Origin of the sequence: Rhizobium sp. BK418 (genome assembly GCF_004341105.1) — a bacterium.
Lineage (GTDB): Bacteria > Pseudomonadota > Alphaproteobacteria > Rhizobiales > Rhizobiaceae > Rhizobium.
This window is the reverse complement of record NZ_SLZK01000004.1, coordinates 426,212-443,492: the sequence shown is the minus strand read 5'-3', so window position 1 is coordinate 443,492 and position 17,281 is coordinate 426,212. Positions and strand designations below refer to the sequence as shown.

Genomic DNA, 17,281 nt, shown 5'->3' with positions numbered 1-17,281 from the left:
CCTTGTCCGGCGTGAAACGTGCACTCATCCTCCTGAGACGCAGGATCATCAGCAGCATTCCGGTGCTGATGATCGTTGTCATCTTCAGCTTCTTCCTGCTGGAATCCGCCTCCGGCGATGCCGTCGACGCCTATATCGGCGCGATCGGCGGCGGCGATGCAGCTCTCATCAAATCGCTACGGGAGAGTTACGGCCTCGATCAATCCGTCTTTGCCCGTCTGTGGCTTTATCTTTCGGCGCTCGTTCATCTCGACCTCGGCTGGTCGGTGGCATTCAACCGGCCAGTGCGGGATCTCATCGCCGAGCGGCTGCCGAACACGCTGCTTCTGATGGGAAGTGCAACGGCGCTCGCCTTCGGGCTCGGCTCGGCGCTCGGCATCCTCGCCGGTGCAAGGCCAGGAAGTCTGCGCGACCGTATTCTCTCGATCGGGTCGCTGATCATCTATGCCGTTCCGAGCTTTTGGCTGGGACTGGTGCTCAGTATCCTTTTCTCGGTCAAGCTGCGCTGGCTGCCGATCGCCGGCATCGAGACCATTGCTTCCGGCAAATCAGGGCTTTCGCGCGTTCTCGACATCGTAGAACATCTTGTCCTACCGGTCGGGGCGCTGGCCTTCATCTATCTGGCCCTGTTTCTGCGTGTCATGCGCTCCGGCATGGCGGAAGCCTGGAAGCTCGATTTCGTGCTGTTTGCTCGGGCGAAGGGCCTGTCGCGCAGCCGCATCGTGCTTCGCCATGTGGCGCGCAATGCGCTCTTACCGCTCGTCACCATGCTGGGCCTGCAGTCCGCAGCCATGCTCGGCGGCAGCGTGGTGATCGAGAGCGTCTTTGCCATTCCTGGTTTCGGCAGGCTGGCGCAAGAGGCCGTTAACGGCCGTGATGCGCCGCTCTTGATGGGCATCATCGTCACGAGCGCCGTTCTCGTCATCTGTGTCAATTTCATCGTCGACCTCGTTTACGCGGCGCTTGATCCGCGCATTGGCGCGTCGGAGGGCCGCGCATGACCTGGCTCAGGCGTCTCCTTTGCACCCCTGAGGGGACGATCGGCCTGGTCATTCTGGCGGTTCTACTTATTGTCGGCCTGCTCGCCCCCATAATATCGCCGGGAGATCCGCTGCGGATTGCCGGCCGGGCGTTGCTTTCGCCCTTCTCCGATCGCAGCCTGCCGCTCGGCACGGACCGGCTTGGTCGCGATGTACTCGCCGGCCTGCTCTATGGCGCGCGGACTTCGCTTGCCGTCGGCATTGCCGCGGCTCTCTCCGCCATGGTGCTTGGCCTCTGTGTCGGCATGGCCGCGGGTTTTGCCGGCGGGGCGGTCGACGAGGCACTGATGCGAGTGGTCGACGCCTTTCAAATCGTTCCGGGCTTTCTGCTGGCGCTCGCCTTCGTCAGCATCATCGGCGTATCGACGCCGGTCGTCGTTTTCGCCATTGCGCTCGGCAGCTGGGCCGATCCGGCACGCCTGACGCGGGCGCAGGTCTTGTCGATCCGCGAGCGGGATTATGTCGCGGCCGCGCGCGTGATCGGCATGCATCCGGCCGAGATCGCCTTTAAGGAAATCCTGCCGAACGCCCTGCCGCCGGTCCTGGCGCTATCGGCCACCATCGTCGCCGGCGCGATCCTCACAGAAGCTGCCCTTTCCTTTCTCGGCCTCGGCAATCCCAACCTTGCCACTTGGGGCTCGATGATTGCCGAGGGCCGTAGCGTGTTGCGTTCCGCCGCCTATCTTTCGGTTCTGCCTGGCCTGGCGCTGGCGGCCACCGTGCTCGGCGTCCACCTCTTCAGCGAAGGCCTGACTAAGTCACTTGGTTCCGAAGGAGGCGCGCGATGAGCCCGCCATTTTGCAGCGTGAGAAACCTTTCGGTCCGCTACGGACGGGAGGCTGCTCTGAAAGCCATCGACCTCGATATTATCAGGGGTGAGAGGCTGGCGATCATAGGCGAGAGCGGTTCGGGCAAAAGCACGCTTGCCCAGGCCCTTGCCAGCCTTTTGCCGGAGCAGGCCCAGGTCGAAGGCGAAATAGCATGGCCGGTACTCGGCCATGCTCCGCTCCCCGGCCGCGATTTCGGCTTTATTTTTCAGGATCCCGGCACCAGCCTCAATCCGGTGCTGACCATTGGTGAACAGGTTGCCGAAGTCGCCAAAAGACATCTCCGCCTCGACTGGCGGCAAGCCTACGCCCATGCCGAAGAACTTCTGGGCCGGGTGCGACTACCACAGCCCGCAAGCGCCATGCGCGCTTTCCCCCATCAACTGTCGGGCGGCCAGCGACAGCGTGTGGCGATTGCAGCTGCTGTTGCGGCAAGGCCCGCTTTCCTGATCGCCGACGAGGCGACTAGTGCACTCGACGTGGTGGTCCAGGCCGAAATCGTCCATTTACTTGATGGGTTGGTGCGTGAAGAAGGCATGACACTGCTCTTCATCACCCATGATATCGCGCTCGCCTCCGGTTTCGTCGATCGCATCGCGGTCTTCCACAATGGAGAACGGATCGAGACGGGTCCCGTCCGGTCGGTTCTGTCGTCACCGGTGGAGAACTATACCGCCGCCCTTATTGCCAGCCATCGCGATCTTTCCACGCCGCCGCTGATCGCGCAGGTGGCCTCATGAGCGAGCTTCTGACTATCGACGGATTGTCGAAAGCCTATTTCACCGCCGGTCGGCAGGTTGCCGCTCTCGACAATGTTTCACTAGGAATTGCAGCAGGCGAGACGTTGGGACTGGTCGGCGCTTCGGGCAGCGGAAAATCGACTTTGTCGCGCGTGCTCCTGCGCTTGATGCAGCCTGATTCCGGTTGCATCCGCTTTGAAGGGGAAGATTGGCTCTCACTTCGCGGCGCCGAACTGCGGCGCCGACGAGCGCGCATGCAGTTGGTGTTTCAGGATACACTCGGCGCTTTCAATCCTCTCGCCACTGTGGCCTCGGGTCTGAGCGACCCGCTACGCATCCACGGCATTGCCGACCGCAAGCAACGGCAAGCAGAAATCATCACGCTGCTCGAACGTGTCGGTCTCCCCGCCGCCTTTGCTTCACGCCCCGTTCACACGCTTTCGGGAGGGCAGCGCCAGCGCGTTGCCATTGCCCGAGCCGTTGCCACAAGGCCATCGCTGCTGGTGCTCGATGAGGCCGTTTCCGCGCTTGACGTCACCATTCGCGGCCGCATTCTCGAACTGCTGGTCGCGCTGCAGCGAGAGCGCGGCCTTGCCTATCTCTTCATATCCCACGACCTCGCCGTGGTGCGGGCGATCTCGCATCGCATCGCCATCATGGATGCCGGCCGCGTTGTCGAGGAAGGACCGGCAGCCGATGTGGTCACGGCACCGCGATCCGATGCGGCCCGCCGGCTCATCGCAGCCGTGCCGCGTCTCGTGACCGAACCCGTTTGAAGGAACCCGCCCATGACCGAGGTCTGGAACCCGCTTTATGGTGCGCCGGTCTATCCGGCCAAACGTTACGCCACCCTCGCCCGCCGTATCGGCGCCGCCCTAAAGACGGACAACGACGTGCTGCTGGTGCAAGCCGAAGCCGTCGTAGCGCTTGAAGCGGTCGCGACTAGCCTTGCCAGGCCCGGCCTTTCGGCGCTGAACATCGTTACCAGCCCCTATGGCGGCTGGTTCGGGCAATGGCTGCGGCGGGGCGGCGCTAACGTCATCGATGTCACCGCCCAACCAGGCCTGCCGATAGAGGCCGAGACGATTGCAGCAGCGCTGGATGCCAATCCCGGTATCCATGTACTGGCGCTCGTTCACGCGGAATCGGCAAGCGGCATCCTCAATCCCCTGCCTGAGATTATCACCCTGGCACGGGGGCGGGGCATTGTAACGGTGGTCGATGCGGTGGCGTCCGTCGGCGGTCATCGACTCGATGTCGATGGATTGGGCATCGATATAGCCGTCATCGGCCCTCAGAAGGCGCTTGGAGGACCCGCCGGTGTCTCCGCCTTGTCGGTCAGCCCGTGCGCCTGGGGGCTGATCCTGCGTGACGACGCCCCGCGCGATTCAATCCTGTCGCTCGCCGACCTGAAAGCCTGGCTGGATGGCGGCCGCGGCGCCCTTCCCGGAACGCCCGCGCCGCTGGAATTCTTCGCACTCGAGGCAGCACTCGACCGGGTCGAGGCGGAGAATATCGAACAGACCATCGCGCGTCACGAGAAGGCCGCTTCCGCGAGCCGGGCCGGTTTGTTGGCGCTGGGAGCAAGCCTTTGGGTACCCGCCGAACAGGCTTCAAACCTGGTGACCACCGTCTCCGTACCGGCAGGCATGGAACCCGCTTTCATCATCCGCTTTGCAGCGGGGCTGGGCGTTGAGTTGACAGCCGGTGTCGGCACCGAGCTGTCGCATCTCATCCGATTGAATCATACGGGCCAACGAGCGACGTTCCAGATCGTCCTCGCAGGTGTCGTGGCCTACGGCGAGGCCCTGCGGCAGGCCGGTTTGCCTGCGGATATCGGCGCCGCCTCGGAGGCGGTCGCCAAGGCTTATAACGGCTAAACTCAATACCAGGAGAGTGGCGTCGGCTGCCAGAAGAACAGTTCTTCTTCCCGCAGACTGCGCATTCGGCTTTCGGAATCCTCTGCCATTACGCGGGCAGATGTATCAAACACCGGCTGCTCGTGGCCTCGGAAGAACCTGACAAGGAACGTTTTGAATGCCGCAAACATACGCCGCCTCCTGGAAAACCGCGTGGTCATTTTCGCATGGATCGCGCACCCAGGATATATTGTCTACAAAAATAGTATTCTAAATTACGCGCCTGCACTGCATCAAGATGCCGCCGGAAGAACGACCTGTGAAAAGGCTTCATCTGGGCTTGGACCAGGTTTGCGAACTCCTCTTGAGAATCAAGCATTTTCCAATGCACGAAGGGTCCAACACAAATATGCCGAGGATGACGAAATGTCGGATGCACGCGGACTTCAGATCGTGCTCGAGGGTCATGCAACCCTGCTGAAATGGCACCGGCTGCGCCGACGCATGGCCGATCCGCTGTTTTCGGCGGAGGTAATGGCGGAAGGCTTCAAGGCCGGCGCCTCGATGGAGCTGGACCTCAGGGTGCGCGCCGATGGTGGTTTCGTCGTGCTGCATGACGAGGAGCTGGAAGGCGAGACGACGGGGCATGGCCTCATTGCCGAAAAGAGCCTTGCTGAGCTGCGCGGCCTGCGCATGAAGGACGGCGATCGTCCCCTCCTCTACAGCGAAGATCTGGCCGCCATGCTGCAATCGGCCCATCCGGACGCGTTGCTGCAGTTCGATATGAAGGACGATTACGAAGCAATCGGTCAAAAAGGCATCGCTCATCTGGCCGAACACCTGCAGCGGATTTCCGCTTCCGTCATCGTTAGCGCCGGCAGTCTGGAGCTGATCCTGGCTGTCAAGGAGAAGCTGCCGCATCTGCGCCGCGGCATCGACCCCACCGACAAGCTCGGCAATATCTATAGGGCCGAAGGCTGGAAAGCGGTCGAAAGGGAACTGCTTGCCGATCTGCGCGGCCCGACAGAACCGGAAACCATCTACCTCTACTGGCCGATGCTGCGTGACGCCGCAAAGGCAGGTTTCGACATGATTGCGCTTTGCCACAGCGAAGGCAAACAGGTCGATGCCTGGACCTTCACGTTGAAGGATCCCGACGGCGGTTTCAGCGATGCCGAATGGGCGAATTTCTCGGCGCTTATGGCGTTGAAACCCGATCAGGTCACCACGGACGAAGCCCCTGCAACCGAGCAGGCATGGCTAAAACGCATGGCGGGCTGATCAACCCGCCAATCCCTCGAATTCGATGAGGAAGGCGAATTCCTCGGCCAAGCCTGGCGAATAGGCGATAACGGGACCACCATTCTCCAGCAGCCTTGCGACAGGCGGTATGGCGACCTTGGCACCGGCCTCGGCAGCGATCAGCGCGCCCGCCAGCATATCCCAGGCATTGAGATGCCGTTCGTAGAAAAGATCGGAAACACCTTCCGCCACACGCACGAGATCGATTGCTGCCGCACCCATGCGGCGATAATCCATTCCGCGCTCATAAAGCCGCTTGGACAGCGCCGCATAGTCGTCAAAACTCGTCTTGCGCGAATGGCCAAGCACGACAATCGCATTGGAGGGATCAGTGGTCGGAGCAGCCTGGATCGCCTGGCTCTCCTTGAAGGCGCCCTTGCCGCGGATCGCGGAAAAGACCTGATCGTTGGCCGCGTCATAGACCACGCCAATCTCCACCTTGCCATCAACGACCAATGCGATGGAGACGCCCCAGTGGCGGAAGCCCCTGATATAATTGGTCGTGCCGTCGATGGGATCAACGACCCATGTGCCAGCCGAGCCGGACTGTCCGCCGGTTTCCTCGCCCATGAACGTATCATCGGGAAAGCGCGCCAGCAGTGCTTCACGGATCGCCTGTTCTGCCTGCTTGTCCGCAATAGTAACGAAATCCTGCAACCCCTTGTTTTCGACGCGCAGCGCGCCCGGATTTCCTTCACGTCTGAAACGCGCGGCCTCGCGTCCAACCCTGCGGGCCACGTCGATTGCGACTTCCGCCCGTGCGGTCAAGGCGGAGGCGTCGAATGCGGAATTCATCAAGTAGTCCTTCTTTTTATCAGCGTCACGGGGGTAAATTCGACGCGGGCCGTCATATCCGGTTCGGCCATCCTGCTCATCAGCAGATCGACCGCCTGTTCGGCCTGGAAATCGCACGGCTGACGAATGGTCGTGATGTCGTAAGCGGCCCAGCCTGCCTGAGGGATGTCATCATGGCCGACGATGCGCAGCGGCGGCTGATCCGCGCGACCGAGCCCCTTCATGATGCGGTCGATTACGCCACAGGCCATATAGTCGTTGGCACAGAACAGGCCGTCGATACCGAGGGAGGTAAGCCCGGCGGCTGCGTCGTAGCCGCTCTGATAGTCGTTGATTTTCACCTCGATCATACGTGGTTCGAGCCCGAGCTGCCGACAGGCCGTCATGAATGCCTCGCTTCGTCGCCTTGCCGTGTAGGAAATGGCGGGCGCTGCCATGACCGCCGGCGCCTTGACGCCGCTTTCGATCAGATGCGTGGCGGCGAGGTGACCGGCCATCCGATCGTCGGAGATGATGCGGTCGACGAAGGGAATATCATCGCCCTTGTTGATCAGGACGATCGGTACCCCCTCGGCCGCACATTGCTCGCAGATTTCCGTTGGCGGAGCGTCCGACGTCACGATGACACCGGAGACAGCGTAATGCAGCAACTGGCCAATGACGGTCGAGGTGTCGGCTTCTTTCGAGGTTGGCAGCAGGATCGGACGGAAGTTGCGGGCAATCAGCACGCGCGCCAGATTCTCGATCTGCAGCGTACGGAACGGGTTGTCGAGACCGGCGGCGACAAGGCCGACGAGATCGGAGCGCTTGTTGGTAAGGCTGCGGGCTAGATAGTTCACCCGGTAGCCGAGTTCCTTGGCCGCCTGATAGACCTTTTCGCGCGTCTTTGGCGAAACGCTGGCATCCGGCGTGAAGGCGCGCGAGACCGCTGCACGCGAAACGCCTGCGACACGCGCCACGTCGAAGGACGTAACCTTTCTCGGCCCCTTGTTATCCTTGTCTGCCATGACCTTCATCTCCCGCGGCCGGGCGCATCAGATCGGGCAGGTCCGTACAGATGCCAAGTACCGGAAGTTTCATAATGCCGGAAAGGATAGCCGGCCGCTCCTCGTGCCACAGGACGATCTCGCGGCCCCCGTCGAAAGTGCGCTGCATCAGCTCTTCGCTTACAAGATCCTGCGGCCGTTCGCCGGCTCGTTCCCAGCAGAGATGCAGGATGTCGGCTCCAGCCTCGTCACCCGCCGCATGGGGATCATGTCCGACGCGGATCAGGACCGAGAGCGGATAGTCGCAGCCAGCTTCGCGAAGCTCACGCACCTGTGCAGTATCGAAGGAGCCGAGGCAGGCAAAGCGCTGATTCTTTTCAGCTAAGTGCTGCCAGCACAGCAGCCCGGTACCTGGTGCCTTGAGCTCGATGTAGAGTCCCGTATTGGTCCGCCTCCCGAGCGCCGCGACCGCCTCGAAGGTCGGAACATTGACGCCTTCCAGGACAGCAAGCTCAGCCGCCGTCATCTCCGAAATACGGCAGTCGATGCCGAAGACTCGCTCGAGGTGATCATCGTGCGAGACCACGACCACGCCATCTTTGGTGAGCTGGGTATCAAGCTCCCACATTTCCGTGCCGAGCTCGGCGGCACGCTGGAAGGCTTCGAGCGTGTTTTCCCGCTCATGACCGCTTGCGCCGCGATGGCCGATGCAGAAAGGCAACGTTCCCTTGCCGGAGGGCCAGCCATACCGTTCGAAGAAAGACGAAAAATCACGCATCGTTCAAAGCCTCCGGCCCTCTTCGTCGAAGACGAACACGCCCTTACTGTCGATCGCCCACTGCACCTCGTCCCCAATGGTGATGTCATTGCGGACCGGTTGGATGGAGCGCAGCAGCGAACCACCCGAGAGCTGCACGTCGTAGAGGTTTTCGCGACCCTGCGTTTCGGCGAAGGTGACCTTGCCGGAAACGGCGATATCGCCAGCAGGATTGAAATGCTCGGGGCGCACGCCGAGCGTCAGCTTGGTGCCCTCGGCAGCCGTGACCGATATCGGCACACGGATCTCGCTTTCCGGCATGGCAAAAGCACCGTCCTTCATGACGCCGCGCAGGAACGTGATCGGCGGATTGCCGAGAAAGCCGGCGACAAAGGAGGTTCGCGGGTCGTTGTACATTTCGGCCGGCGTAGCGATCTGCACGATCTCGCCTTCCTTCATGATAGCGATACGGTCGCACATGCTCATTGCTTCCACCTGATCGTGGGTGACGAGGATGGCGGTGATGCCGGTCTCACGCTGGATACGGCGAATTTCCGAACGCATTTCGAGGCGAAGCTTCGCGTCGAGATTGGCGAGCGGCTCGTCGAGCAGCAACACGTCCGGCTTGCGGATGAGCGCGCGAGCAAGGGCCACACGCTGCTGCTGACCGCCTGAAAGCTGCGCTGGCCGGCGCTCCATCAGGTTGCCGATCTGCACGAGACGGGAAATGCGCTCGACCTCCTTGCGGATCTCGGCTGCATTGACACCCTTCACCTTTAGGGGAAAGCCGATATTCTCGGCCACCGTCATATGCGGATAGAGCGCGTAGGACTGGAAGACGACGCCGACATTGCGCATCTGGCTCGGCAGGTCGGTGACATCGCGCTCGCCGAACAGGATGCGACCGCCCGTCGGCCGGTGGATACCGCAGATGGCAAAAAGCGTTGTCGACTTGCCGCAGCCGGAAGGGCCAAGCAGCGCCAGCATCTCGCCGCTGCCGACTTCGAGCTTCATGTTCTCGATGACCTTGGTGGAGCCGAAGCTCTTCGAAAAATTGTCGAGGAGGATGCGCATCAGCCTTTGCTCCCGCCGCCATAGATGTTCATGAGATATTTGTGGAAGAGTGCATAGACGATCAGAACCGGGATGACATAGAACACCCCGACCGCCTTGAACATGTTGAAATCGTAGTTGTTATCGTCGCCGAGGAAGCCGGCGAGATAGACTGATAGCACCTGGACCTGATTGCCGGGAGCGAGAACCTGCGGCAGGATAAATTCACCCCAGCCCGACAGGAACGAGAAGAGTGCAAGCGCCATTATGCCGGGGCCGACCTGTGGCAGCACGAGGCTGCGCCAGACACGAAAGCGAGAAGCGCCATCGACGACACCGGCCATTTCGATTTCCCAGGGTACGGTGTCGTAAAAACCCTTCATCAGCCAGATGCCGAGCGGCAGATCAATCGCCGCTTTCACCAGGATCACGCCGATCAGCGAATTGTAGAGGCCGATCATCTGCAACACGATGAAAATTGAGATGATGAGCGTCACCGACGGAAAGGCATGCAGCACCATGACGCCGGCGAGGAAAAATCCCCGCGCCGGGACGTTGAGCCGCGACAGCACATAGCCTGCCATCGACGAGACGATGACGACGACGCTCGTGGTGCTGGCGGCGAAAAGCAGCGTGTTGAGCGTCACGACCCAGATATTCGGCTTCCCCTCGGTCGTCTGCCAGAGGAAGCGCCACGGCTGGAGGGTGAAGCCTGACGGCAAGAGCGAGCCCACCTGCTTCACCGTTACCGTGTCGACGAAGAAATACGCATACATCAGGAGCAGTGGCAGGCTGAGGACCGCCAGCGTGGCAATGACCGGCCAACTGCTGAAATTCGCGGAAGGTTGCGCTTTCTCGGTCATGGTCAGTCCTCAATCAGCGGCTTGGCGACAAGCGTGCCGTAGTTGAAGATGCGCAGATAGATCAGCGACAACGTCACGCCGATGACGACCAGCACGAGGGCCATGGCCGCACCCAGCCCATATTCGAGGTTGCCGGCATAGTTGTTGAGCGCCGTATGATAGGCCGCGAGTGCCCAGATCTCCGTCGCCCTGCCGGGTCCGCCATTCGTCGAAAGCAGGATTTCGTTGAACGAGGCAAGAAGCGAGAGCGTCTGGTAGCAGGTGACGAAGAGGATCGGCCAGCGCATCTGCGGCAGGACGATGTAGCGGATTTGCTGCCAGCGTGATGCGCCGTCGACTTCGCTTGCGTAGAACTGGCTCTTCGGAATGGCCTTCATCGCCGACGAGAAGACCAGCATGCCCATGGAGGCGCCGATGAAGCCATTGATCATGACAACGAAGACCCAGGCATTGAAGGCGTTGTCGAGCAGGTAATTCTTCGGTGGATAGCCGAATTTGCCCATCAACGTGGAAATGAAGCCGGTATCCCAGGCCAGCCACTTCCAGAGCATCACATAGATGACGACGGGCGTGATGCGCGGCAGCAGCCAGACGCCACGGAAAAAGGACGCGGTTGCGGCCGGCATATAATGGGTCCAGATGGCAAGCAGCAGCGCGTAACCGACGTTGAAGATCATCAGCACCAGCGCGACATAGAGCACGGTGTTGAGAAGAACGCGGGCCATATCCGGTGAGGAGGCCATGCGCGAGAAATTATCCGTCGTCCAAGTCCAGCCGGTATATGTTGCCTTCGCCACGGTATCCTTCTGCTCCGGCGTCAGCTTGAAGCCGAGCGCATCGAGCGCGGAGAAAAGCTGGTCCCTGCTGTCGAAGCGCGCATTGACGACCGAGCGGTTGAACTGGTCAGAGATCTGTTTGACATCACGCGTCGAGGGACGGTCCTTCAGGTCCTTGATCATGCGCTCGATTTCGCGGCGCGACGGGAAGACCTCACCCATATGTTTTTCGCGCAATTCCGAGACGATGCCGGAGGAAAGATTGAGACCCTCGACCGCCTTGAGCCCGCCCTCGTCGATCGTATATCGCGGTTCACCGAGCAAATCGGCAATATCGGGCATGGTGGATCTGAGCGTGATCAGCGAATTCGGCGCGACCTGATAGACGCCGCCGGAAATACTGGTTGCGGTCGTCATGTTCGTCATCGAGAAGACGGCCGTCAGAACGACCGGCAAAAGGAAGAACAGGATGATCATGATCGCCGCAGGCGAAATCATCACCAGCCCGAGCGTTCTGGACGATCTCATGGAAGTCCCCTCTTGGACGACGGACCGGGAGGCAGCGCATGGCCGCCCCCCGGCAGGTACGTCGATCTTAGCGGATGACGATCTTGTCGCCGAGCGTGCTCTTCAGCTCGCTCTCGGCATCGTTTACGGCAGCGTCGACAGCCTTGGCGCCCGTCCAGGACGCTTCAAGGTTCTTCCACATGATGTTCCAGTAGGTGCCGAAGTCGGAATTGTTCGGCATCGCATTGGCGTAGGGCAGCAGGCGTTCGGTTGCTTCGCGAGCCCAGCGGTCGGCGGCGTAGAAATCGACAGCCGCTTCGGACTTGGAGACGCCGAGGTGAGCCGACTTGATCGCATGCAGCGCGTTGATGCGCGGCTCGGAAGCAATCGTGATCAGCTGGGCGGCGATCTGAGTGTCTTCATCGCTGTGGCCAGCCGTCAGCAGGTAGACGAGCGGGTGCGTCAGCGTGTTGGCCTTGCCGCCTTCGCCGGCCGGGATTAGCGTGAAGACGATGTTGCCGAAGAAGTCCTTCAGACCTTCCTGATTGACCATGCGGGCATAGTGCCAGGTGCCGGCGTCCCAGATACCGGCCTTGCCGGAGGAGACTTCCTTCCACCACTGGTCGCCCGGCATGCCGATATGGTTCTTCTTGGTGACGCCCGATGCAACGGCGTCTGCGAAGAACTGATAGGTGCGCTTCATGGAAGCCTTGTCGAAAACGAGCTTGCCGTTTTCTTCCATGACGCCGCCGAAGGAGGTGTAGAACTGCCAGTAATCAGGACCGTTGCTGGTACGCGGATAGAAGCCGTAGCCGGGCTGCACGAGGCCCTTGTCCTGCATCTTCTTGGCGTCTTCGAGCAGGTTCTTCATCGTGTACTTGCCGTCCTTGACGTTCTGCGGCAGCGCGTCAAGGTCAGCATCGCTGTAGCCGATCGCCTTCATATGCGGCTTCCAGAACAGCATCGGGCGGGATTCGGCGTCCTGCGGGATACCGTAGACCGAACCATTGTAGGAGGCGATCTGCATCAGGTTTTCGTAGATGTCGTTCAATGGCCAGGAATCGAGGTCGACATAGTCTTCGACCGGAACGATAAGGCCGGCCTGCGACCAGGGAGCGATATCTTCATGGCCGCTGACGACGATGTTCGGAGCCTTCTTAGCTTCGGCGGCAAGCGTCAGAGCCTGCTTGAAATCGTCCCAGCCGGAATAAGGGGTCTTTTCTACAATGATCTTCAGATCTTCGCCCTTCAGCGCAGCTTCGCGCTGAAGCTGCTGGGCAGCGATCTCAATGGCATCGAGGCGATAAACGTCGTTCGGACCGGTGCCGCCGGCCCAGACGCTGATGTGAACGTCCTTGGCAAGTGCGAATGCGGAGGTCGAGGCCAGAATAGCGGCCGCTATGGTAAGCGATTTCAGTGTCGGCAAAATGGTCATCTTCTTCGTCTCCCCAAAGAGCAGTGTGAGGCCTCTTGACGGGTCATCACTGGTGTTGATGGCCGTTCCGCAAGCCCCACGAAAAACGTGGCGTATCTCGCTCTAGGGGGCGAACGTAACGACCGAATGACAAAATTGAGCACGTGTGCAAAATTATTATGACAATGTTCTCGGCGCGGTCAATTGCCAACGGAAAAGTGCAGGAGATATCTGCGAATGTCCCAAATATTGCAAAACGGCCGAGATCAATAAGGGAATATTTTCCCAATCTAAATCAATGCATCATATAAAGTTAATATTATTTCGCGTTTAACACGAGATTTTATTCATTGAAGAACAACGCATATTTTCGAGCGACAAATATGAGTGTGAAGTCTCTTCATTCGTCTGGAATGCTTGGATTATATTTGAATCATCTTTCTGGTGGCGCCGAAATGCCCATCTTAACTGGAGGCGCCGCACCTGGAAGAAAGCGATCATGATCCTTGGTCGGGTTTCCGACACTGAATTTCTATCAGCGGCGGTGGTAGCTGTCGGGTGTTTTCCGTCGCCGATACTCGGTCGAGCCGTGGATCTCGCTGTCGATGATCGTCGCGAGTTCGTCCAAGGCACCCGGCCGCGCATCCAGGCGTGTGGGCGCGACCGGCGACGTAACGACTTTCTCGATCCAGACATTCCCGATGACCGCGCCGTGCGTCTCGAGCTCGGTGCGAGAAGGTCGGCGTCTCGCCGGATGCGCCATGCGAGTTCGGCGGCCCCGCTTACGGCCAACTAGATGGTCGGCGGACACTACGGAAGAAAGGCGCTCCAATGAGCTTTTGGCCTCGAGGACCACATCGATTGGCGGAGGTCGGACGCTTGCGGCTTGGCAAAACTCAGCCGTGTATGGCGACGGGGAATCCACCGGGAGCGCGGTCGATGGCAATGGTTTCAGCTAAGGAACCGAACACTTTGACGGAGTCCGGCATGACTAGCTCGGCGGTGATTTTGGAAAGCGCATCATGGTTGCCGCGTATTATAAACGCCCTGATACCTGCCTCGTGCAAACGCGCACGCTGCTCGGCTAGGAACCTCGCGCTCTTCATCGACGTCTGATCGCCATCGTAGAGATCGCCGGCGATGACCGACCCGCCCACCTGTTCTTCAAGACACAGATCGATGATGCGTACTACGACTGTCGGGTCGCCGATCCGATCAGCTCGAAAAGATCTTCGTAACGCTTACAAATTGGCGAGCCAGTCCTTATTCTCGTTTTGTTCCAGGAATCCCCAAGAAGTTGGACGGTAATGAATGCAGGCAAGGGCTTCGCGGTCTGGTGCTTTGCCCCTGCTCGATATTATTTGTTCGACAACTCTATGCTGATGGCGCTTGAGCATTCTTGACGAGCTCGGCTTTGAGCCGCGCGGTTTCCAAGCCGAGTTCAATGAACTGGCGTGCATGCCGAGCCAACGCAACATTATCGTCCCAGAGATTTCGCCAGATCGCCGTCTTCAACGACAAGTCTTTGTCAACGATAGCCGTTGAGAAGGATTCGAACGTGACGTAGTCGTCCCATCCGATGGCGATCAAAGCATCGAAGATCGCGGCAAAATCGATGTTGCCGGTCCCAAGAAATCCGCGATGGCTTTCACCGATGTGGACATAGCCGATTTTATCGGCGGCATTGCGTATTGCCAATCCGACGTCAGCTTCCTCAATGTTCATGTGGAAGGTGTCGAGATGCAGAAAGACGTTCGAAGCACCTGTGTCGTTGATGTAGGCCAGACCTTGGGCTGCCGTATTGAGCATATTGCTTTCGAAACGGTTGACGATCTCGAGATTGAGGGTCACGCCTGCTTCCCTTGCGCGATCGGCGACGCGTGAAAGCGTGCTGACGCTGGTATCCCATGCCTTGCGAGATAATGCGCGCTCCTGTTTTCCGTGCGAGGAACTCAAGATGCCGGCGAGTTTTGTGCCACCAAGATCGCGGACGAGCGCAACCGCTCTGTCCAATATGGCCTCACCGTTGGCGACCACCGCCGGATTATTGCTGGAGATGTCGCCATCAGCCGGCAGGCCCATGCTCACTGCGACATCGAGATCCAGTTCCCGGATGCGAGACGAGAGCCACTTCACGTCGACCAGCTTGGGATCGAGATATGAAAACTCCACGAGCTTGAAGCCGAGTTCATGCGATCTCGCAAGCGTGCGCTCAAGCTCGTCGCGAGACGAGCCAGCGCTCCAAACGAAAGAGTGGACGCCGATTTTGGACATGGCTCTAAATCCTATTCCATTGAAGAAAGGGCTCGCCGAGCCTGACAGCACCGGCGAGCTCCCGGGAGGAAACGTTAGCGAGCTGCGGTCCAGCCCTTGTAGTCCTTGACGTTGTCAGCCGTGATGAGCTTCGGGTCGAGAAGCACGGTGTTTTCCGCCGGTTTCTTGCCGTTCAGAACGTCGACAGCCATCTTGAGCGCGTCGCCGGCCATGACGTAGGGGTCTTGGGAAGCTGATGCCTTGATCATCGAATTGCCGCTTGCGAGCGACTTTTCAATGTCCGGAGCACCGTCGACGGCGGTGATGAAGAACTCGTTGCGGTTCAGCTGCTTGGCGGCAAGTTCCGCACCGATGCCAGTCGGGTCGTTGATGGCGAAGACGGCGTCAATCTTGTCGAAGCGCGTCAGCAGGCCCTGCATGACGGCAAGACCGCCATCGCGCGAACCCTGACCGTTCTGGTCGTCGGACAGGATCTTGATGTCCGGGCTCTTCGCCAGCACGTTCTTGCAACCCTGGACGCGGTCGAGGATCGATGAAGAAGCAGGCCCGTTGATGATGACGACGTTACCCTTACCCTTGAGCTGATCGACGATGTACTGGCACGCCTCTTCACCAGCCTTGATGTTGTTCGTCATGACGGTGACGTCAGCGCCAGGGGCCGAAACGTCGAAGGCGGCGACGATAACGCCGGCAGCCTGGGCCTTCTTGACGGCAGGGGCGATTGCCTTGGCATCGACGGCGTTCAACATGATGATGTCAACGCCAGCAGCGATGAAGCTGTCGATCTGCGAAACCTGCTTATTGAGGTCGTAGTCGGCCGAGACCGAGGTGACCTGAACGTTCGGATTGATTTCCTTGGCGCGATCCTCGATGCCCTTGATGGTCGCAACGAAGAACGGGTTGCCAAGCAGACCGACGGAAATGCCGATCTTCTGAAGGTCCTTGGCGGCTGCCGGCATTGCAATTGCTGCGGCCAGAGCAGTCGCTGCGAGCAGTTTCGAAATCATGCGCATATTTTCCTCCTTATGGCGCTTCCTGCGCCTGTTATCCGGCAACCCGGTTCCTCCAGCCACACTTTAGGTGCGGCTAAGTCCTTTCAGCCTGTAGCGGTCGAGCGCCACGGCAACGATGATGACAAGTCCCTTGATGATGTACTGCCAGATGTCCGAAACACCGACGAGGATGAGGCCGTTGGACAGCACCGCGATGATGAGGGCTCCGATGAGGGTGCCCCAGATCGAACCGACACCGCCGACAAAGCTGGTGCCGCCCAGAATAACAGCGGCGATGGCATCAAGTTCGTACGATTGGCCAAGCTGCAGGCCGTTTGCGGCATACAGGCGAGCCGCCGACATCACGCCCCCAAGCCCTGAGAGCAGACCCGACATCGAGTAGACGAAGAGCAGCACCAGCGGAACCTTGATGCCCGTAAGGCGCGCTGCCTCCACGTTTCCGCCGACAGCATAGATCCAAGTCCCCAATACCGTGCGCTTCAGGATGAACCACGAGATCAGGATTGTCGCCAGAGCGATGATCGCGAGCCATGGGACGCCGAAGAAACTGCCATTTCCGATGAAGTCGAACGGCAGGTCGGGATTGAAAACCGTCGTGTCATTGCCAAGCAGTCGGGCGATGCCGCGCATCGCGGTCAGTGAGCCGAGCGTGACGATGAAGGGCGGAAGCTTGAGCGCAGAAATGATTGTTCCGTTGACAACACCGCAAGCGAGACCGACGCCGATCGCAGCCGGAATGCCCAGCATGCCGATGTCCGGCCAGAGAGACACGATCACGCCCACCATAGCCGAGGCAGCAAGGATGGAGCCTACCGAGAGATCGATGCCGCCCGTCAGGATGACGAACGTCATTCCGGCGGCCAGGACAGTGTTGATCGATGCCTGCTGCATGACGATCGACAGGTTGTTGACGCTTAAAAAGCGACCGCTCAACAGGTGAAAGCCGATGGCCAGTATGACGAGCACGGGCAACATACCGAGCGCGGTGAGCGTCGATCTGAATTTTGCCTTGCCCGCGTTCGGCTGGTCGGTTGATGTCGAGGTCATATCTTTAATCCCGTCGTCTTTGTTATCC

General features: G+C 59.8%; 19 protein-coding genes. 6 read left to right on the top strand and 13 right to left on the bottom strand.

Going from position 1 to position 17,281, the window contains the following annotated elements; all coding sequences use genetic code 11:
• The first annotated feature begins 11 nt into the window (after nucleotides 1-11).
• The 5 genes from EV281_RS18970 to EV281_RS18950 are packed head-to-tail and all read left to right on the top strand — an operon-like array spanning nucleotide 12 to nucleotide 4,487.
• A complete protein-coding gene (locus tag EV281_RS18970; RefSeq protein ID WP_132655087.1) occupies nucleotides 12-1,001 on the top strand; it encodes an ABC transporter permease in 990 nt (329 codons plus the stop codon).
• The gene (locus tag EV281_RS18965; RefSeq protein WP_132655085.1) at nucleotides 998-1,828 is read left to right on the top strand and encodes an ABC transporter permease; all 831 of its coding nucleotides are present in this window, start codon (nucleotides 998-1,000) and stop codon (nucleotides 1,826-1,828) included. The genes EV281_RS18970 and EV281_RS18965 overlap by 4 nt, the downstream gene beginning before the upstream one ends.
• Complete coding sequence (locus tag EV281_RS18960; RefSeq protein ID WP_132655084.1) at nucleotides 1,825-2,607, top strand: ABC transporter ATP-binding protein; 783 nt, start codon at nucleotides 1,825-1,827, stop codon at nucleotides 2,605-2,607. Before EV281_RS18965 ends, EV281_RS18960 begins: the two co-directional genes overlap by 4 nt.
• Nucleotides 2,604-3,383, top strand: coding sequence for a dipeptide/oligopeptide/nickel ABC transporter ATP-binding protein (locus EV281_RS18955; RefSeq protein WP_132655082.1), 780 nt, complete (start codon nucleotides 2,604-2,606; stop codon nucleotides 3,381-3,383). Before EV281_RS18960 ends, EV281_RS18955 begins: the two co-directional genes overlap by 4 nt.
• 12 nt (nucleotides 3,384-3,395) lie before the next feature.
• Nucleotides 3,396-4,487: an aminotransferase class V-fold PLP-dependent enzyme gene (locus tag EV281_RS18950; RefSeq protein ID WP_132655080.1), complete on the top strand. Its 1,092-nt coding sequence runs from the start codon at nucleotides 3,396-3,398 to the stop codon at nucleotides 4,485-4,487.
• A gap of 2 nt (nucleotides 4,488-4,489) precedes the next feature.
• On the opposite strand, the gene EV281_RS31215 is transcribed toward EV281_RS18950, so the two are convergent.
• Nucleotides 4,490-4,657 carry a hypothetical protein gene (locus EV281_RS31215; RefSeq protein WP_165911925.1) on the bottom strand — a complete coding sequence of 56 codons (168 nt, stop codon included), beginning with the start codon at nucleotides 4,655-4,657 and terminating at the stop codon, nucleotides 4,490-4,492.
• Nucleotides 4,658-4,892: 235 nt separating this feature from the next.
• Here EV281_RS31215 and EV281_RS18945 point away from each other — a divergent pair, with 235 nt between their 5' ends.
• On the top strand, nucleotides 4,893-5,747 hold the full coding sequence (locus tag EV281_RS18945; RefSeq protein WP_132655078.1) for a glycerophosphodiester phosphodiesterase family protein: 855 nt from the start codon (nucleotides 4,893-4,895) through the stop codon (nucleotides 5,745-5,747).
• Here the strand turns inward: EV281_RS18945 and EV281_RS18940 are convergent, their stop codons facing one another.
• The 12 genes from EV281_RS18940 to EV281_RS18890 all read right to left on the bottom strand — a co-directional run bounded on the left by EV281_RS18940 (nucleotide 5,748) and on the right by EV281_RS18890 (nucleotide 17,253).
• Entirely contained in the window at nucleotides 5,748-6,563 is an 816-nt protein-coding gene (locus EV281_RS18940) for an inositol monophosphatase family protein (RefSeq protein WP_132655076.1), read from the bottom strand.
• The gene (locus EV281_RS18935) at nucleotides 6,563-7,570 is read right to left on the bottom strand and encodes a LacI family DNA-binding transcriptional regulator (RefSeq protein ID WP_132655074.1); all 1,008 of its coding nucleotides are present in this window, start codon (nucleotides 7,568-7,570) and stop codon (nucleotides 6,563-6,565) included. Before EV281_RS18935 ends, EV281_RS18940 begins: the two co-directional genes overlap by 1 nt.
• Nucleotides 7,554-8,327 carry a glycerophosphodiester phosphodiesterase gene (locus tag EV281_RS18930; protein WP_132655072.1) on the bottom strand — a complete coding sequence of 258 codons (774 nt, stop codon included), beginning with the start codon at nucleotides 8,325-8,327 and terminating at the stop codon, nucleotides 7,554-7,556. Before EV281_RS18930 ends, EV281_RS18935 begins: the two co-directional genes overlap by 17 nt.
• Nucleotides 8,328-8,330: 3 nt before the next feature.
• On the bottom strand, nucleotides 8,331-9,380 hold the full coding sequence (locus EV281_RS18925) for an ABC transporter ATP-binding protein (protein WP_132655070.1): 1,050 nt from the start codon (nucleotides 9,378-9,380) through the stop codon (nucleotides 8,331-8,333).
• Nucleotides 9,380-10,222: a carbohydrate ABC transporter permease gene (locus EV281_RS18920; protein ID WP_132655068.1), complete on the bottom strand. Its 843-nt coding sequence runs from the start codon at nucleotides 10,220-10,222 to the stop codon at nucleotides 9,380-9,382. The genes EV281_RS18925 and EV281_RS18920 overlap by 1 nt, the downstream gene beginning before the upstream one ends.
• A 2-nt stretch (nucleotides 10,223-10,224) precedes the next feature.
• The gene (locus tag EV281_RS18915) at nucleotides 10,225-11,526 is read right to left on the bottom strand and encodes a sugar ABC transporter permease (protein ID WP_132655066.1); all 1,302 of its coding nucleotides are present in this window, start codon (nucleotides 11,524-11,526) and stop codon (nucleotides 10,225-10,227) included.
• Between the two features lie 67 nt (nucleotides 11,527-11,593).
• Nucleotides 11,594-12,940, bottom strand: coding sequence for an extracellular solute-binding protein (locus EV281_RS18910; RefSeq protein ID WP_132655064.1), 1,347 nt, complete (start codon nucleotides 12,938-12,940; stop codon nucleotides 11,594-11,596).
• A 514-nt stretch (nucleotides 12,941-13,454) separates the two neighbouring features.
• A complete protein-coding gene (locus EV281_RS31720; protein ID WP_245508308.1) occupies nucleotides 13,455-13,682 on the bottom strand; it encodes a hypothetical protein in 228 nt (75 codons plus the stop codon).
• A 133-nt stretch (nucleotides 13,683-13,815) separates the two neighbouring features.
• Nucleotides 13,816-14,076, bottom strand: coding sequence for a metallophosphoesterase (locus tag EV281_RS31715; RefSeq protein ID WP_245508307.1), 261 nt, complete (start codon nucleotides 14,074-14,076; stop codon nucleotides 13,816-13,818).
• Between the two features lie 217 nt (nucleotides 14,077-14,293).
• Entirely contained in the window at nucleotides 14,294-15,193 is a 900-nt protein-coding gene (locus tag EV281_RS18900; protein ID WP_132655062.1) for a sugar phosphate isomerase/epimerase family protein, read from the bottom strand.
• Between the two features lie 74 nt (nucleotides 15,194-15,267).
• Nucleotides 15,268-16,206 (bottom strand): ABC transporter substrate-binding protein, encoded by a 939-nt coding sequence (locus EV281_RS18895; RefSeq protein WP_132655060.1) that lies wholly within the window; start codon nucleotides 16,204-16,206, stop codon nucleotides 15,268-15,270.
• Nucleotides 16,207-16,269: 63 nt separating this feature from the next.
• Nucleotides 16,270-17,253, bottom strand: coding sequence for a ribose ABC transporter permease (locus EV281_RS18890; RefSeq protein WP_132655058.1), 984 nt, complete (start codon nucleotides 17,251-17,253; stop codon nucleotides 16,270-16,272).
• Nucleotides 17,254-17,281: the final 28 nt, after the last annotated feature.

Coding starts and splice junctions, on each gene's coding strand:
- EV281_RS31720 (WP_245508308.1), bottom strand. CDS start 13,682: ATGGCGCATCCGGCGAGACGCCGACCTTCTCGCACCGAGCTCGAGACG.
- EV281_RS31215 (WP_165911925.1), bottom strand. CDS start 4,657: ATGTTTGCGGCATTCAAAACGTTCCTTGTCAGGTTCTTCCGAGGCCAC.
- EV281_RS18965 (WP_132655085.1), top strand. CDS start 998: ATGACCTGGCTCAGGCGTCTCCTTTGCACCCCTGAGGGGACGATCGGC.
- EV281_RS18895 (WP_132655060.1), bottom strand. CDS start 16,206: ATGCGCATGATTTCGAAACTGCTCGCAGCGACTGCTCTGGCCGCAGCA.
- EV281_RS18955 (WP_132655082.1), top strand. CDS start 2,604: ATGAGCGAGCTTCTGACTATCGACGGATTGTCGAAAGCCTATTTCACC.
- EV281_RS18945 (WP_132655078.1), top strand. CDS start 4,893: ATGTCGGATGCACGCGGACTTCAGATCGTGCTCGAGGGTCATGCAACC.
- EV281_RS18940 (WP_132655076.1), bottom strand. CDS start 6,563: ATGAATTCCGCATTCGACGCCTCCGCCTTGACCGCACGGGCGGAAGTC.
- EV281_RS18960 (WP_132655084.1), top strand. CDS start 1,825: ATGAGCCCGCCATTTTGCAGCGTGAGAAACCTTTCGGTCCGCTACGGA.
- EV281_RS18930 (WP_132655072.1), bottom strand. CDS start 8,327: ATGCGTGATTTTTCGTCTTTCTTCGAACGGTATGGCTGGCCCTCCGGC.
- EV281_RS18915 (WP_132655066.1), bottom strand. CDS start 11,526: ATGAGATCGTCCAGAACGCTCGGGCTGGTGATGATTTCGCCTGCGGCG.
- EV281_RS18900 (WP_132655062.1), bottom strand. CDS start 15,193: ATGTCCAAAATCGGCGTCCACTCTTTCGTTTGGAGCGCTGGCTCGTCT.
- EV281_RS18935 (WP_132655074.1), bottom strand. CDS start 7,570: ATGGCAGACAAGGATAACAAGGGGCCGAGAAAGGTTACGTCCTTCGAC.
- EV281_RS18925 (WP_132655070.1), bottom strand. CDS start 9,380: ATGCGCATCCTCCTCGACAATTTTTCGAAGAGCTTCGGCTCCACCAAG.
- EV281_RS18920 (WP_132655068.1), bottom strand. CDS start 10,222: ATGACCGAGAAAGCGCAACCTTCCGCGAATTTCAGCAGTTGGCCGGTC.
- EV281_RS18890 (WP_132655058.1), bottom strand. CDS start 17,253: ATGACCTCGACATCAACCGACCAGCCGAACGCGGGCAAGGCAAAATTC.
- EV281_RS18950 (WP_132655080.1), top strand. CDS start 3,396: ATGACCGAGGTCTGGAACCCGCTTTATGGTGCGCCGGTCTATCCGGCC.
- EV281_RS18910 (WP_132655064.1), bottom strand. CDS start 12,940: ATGACCATTTTGCCGACACTGAAATCGCTTACCATAGCGGCCGCTATT.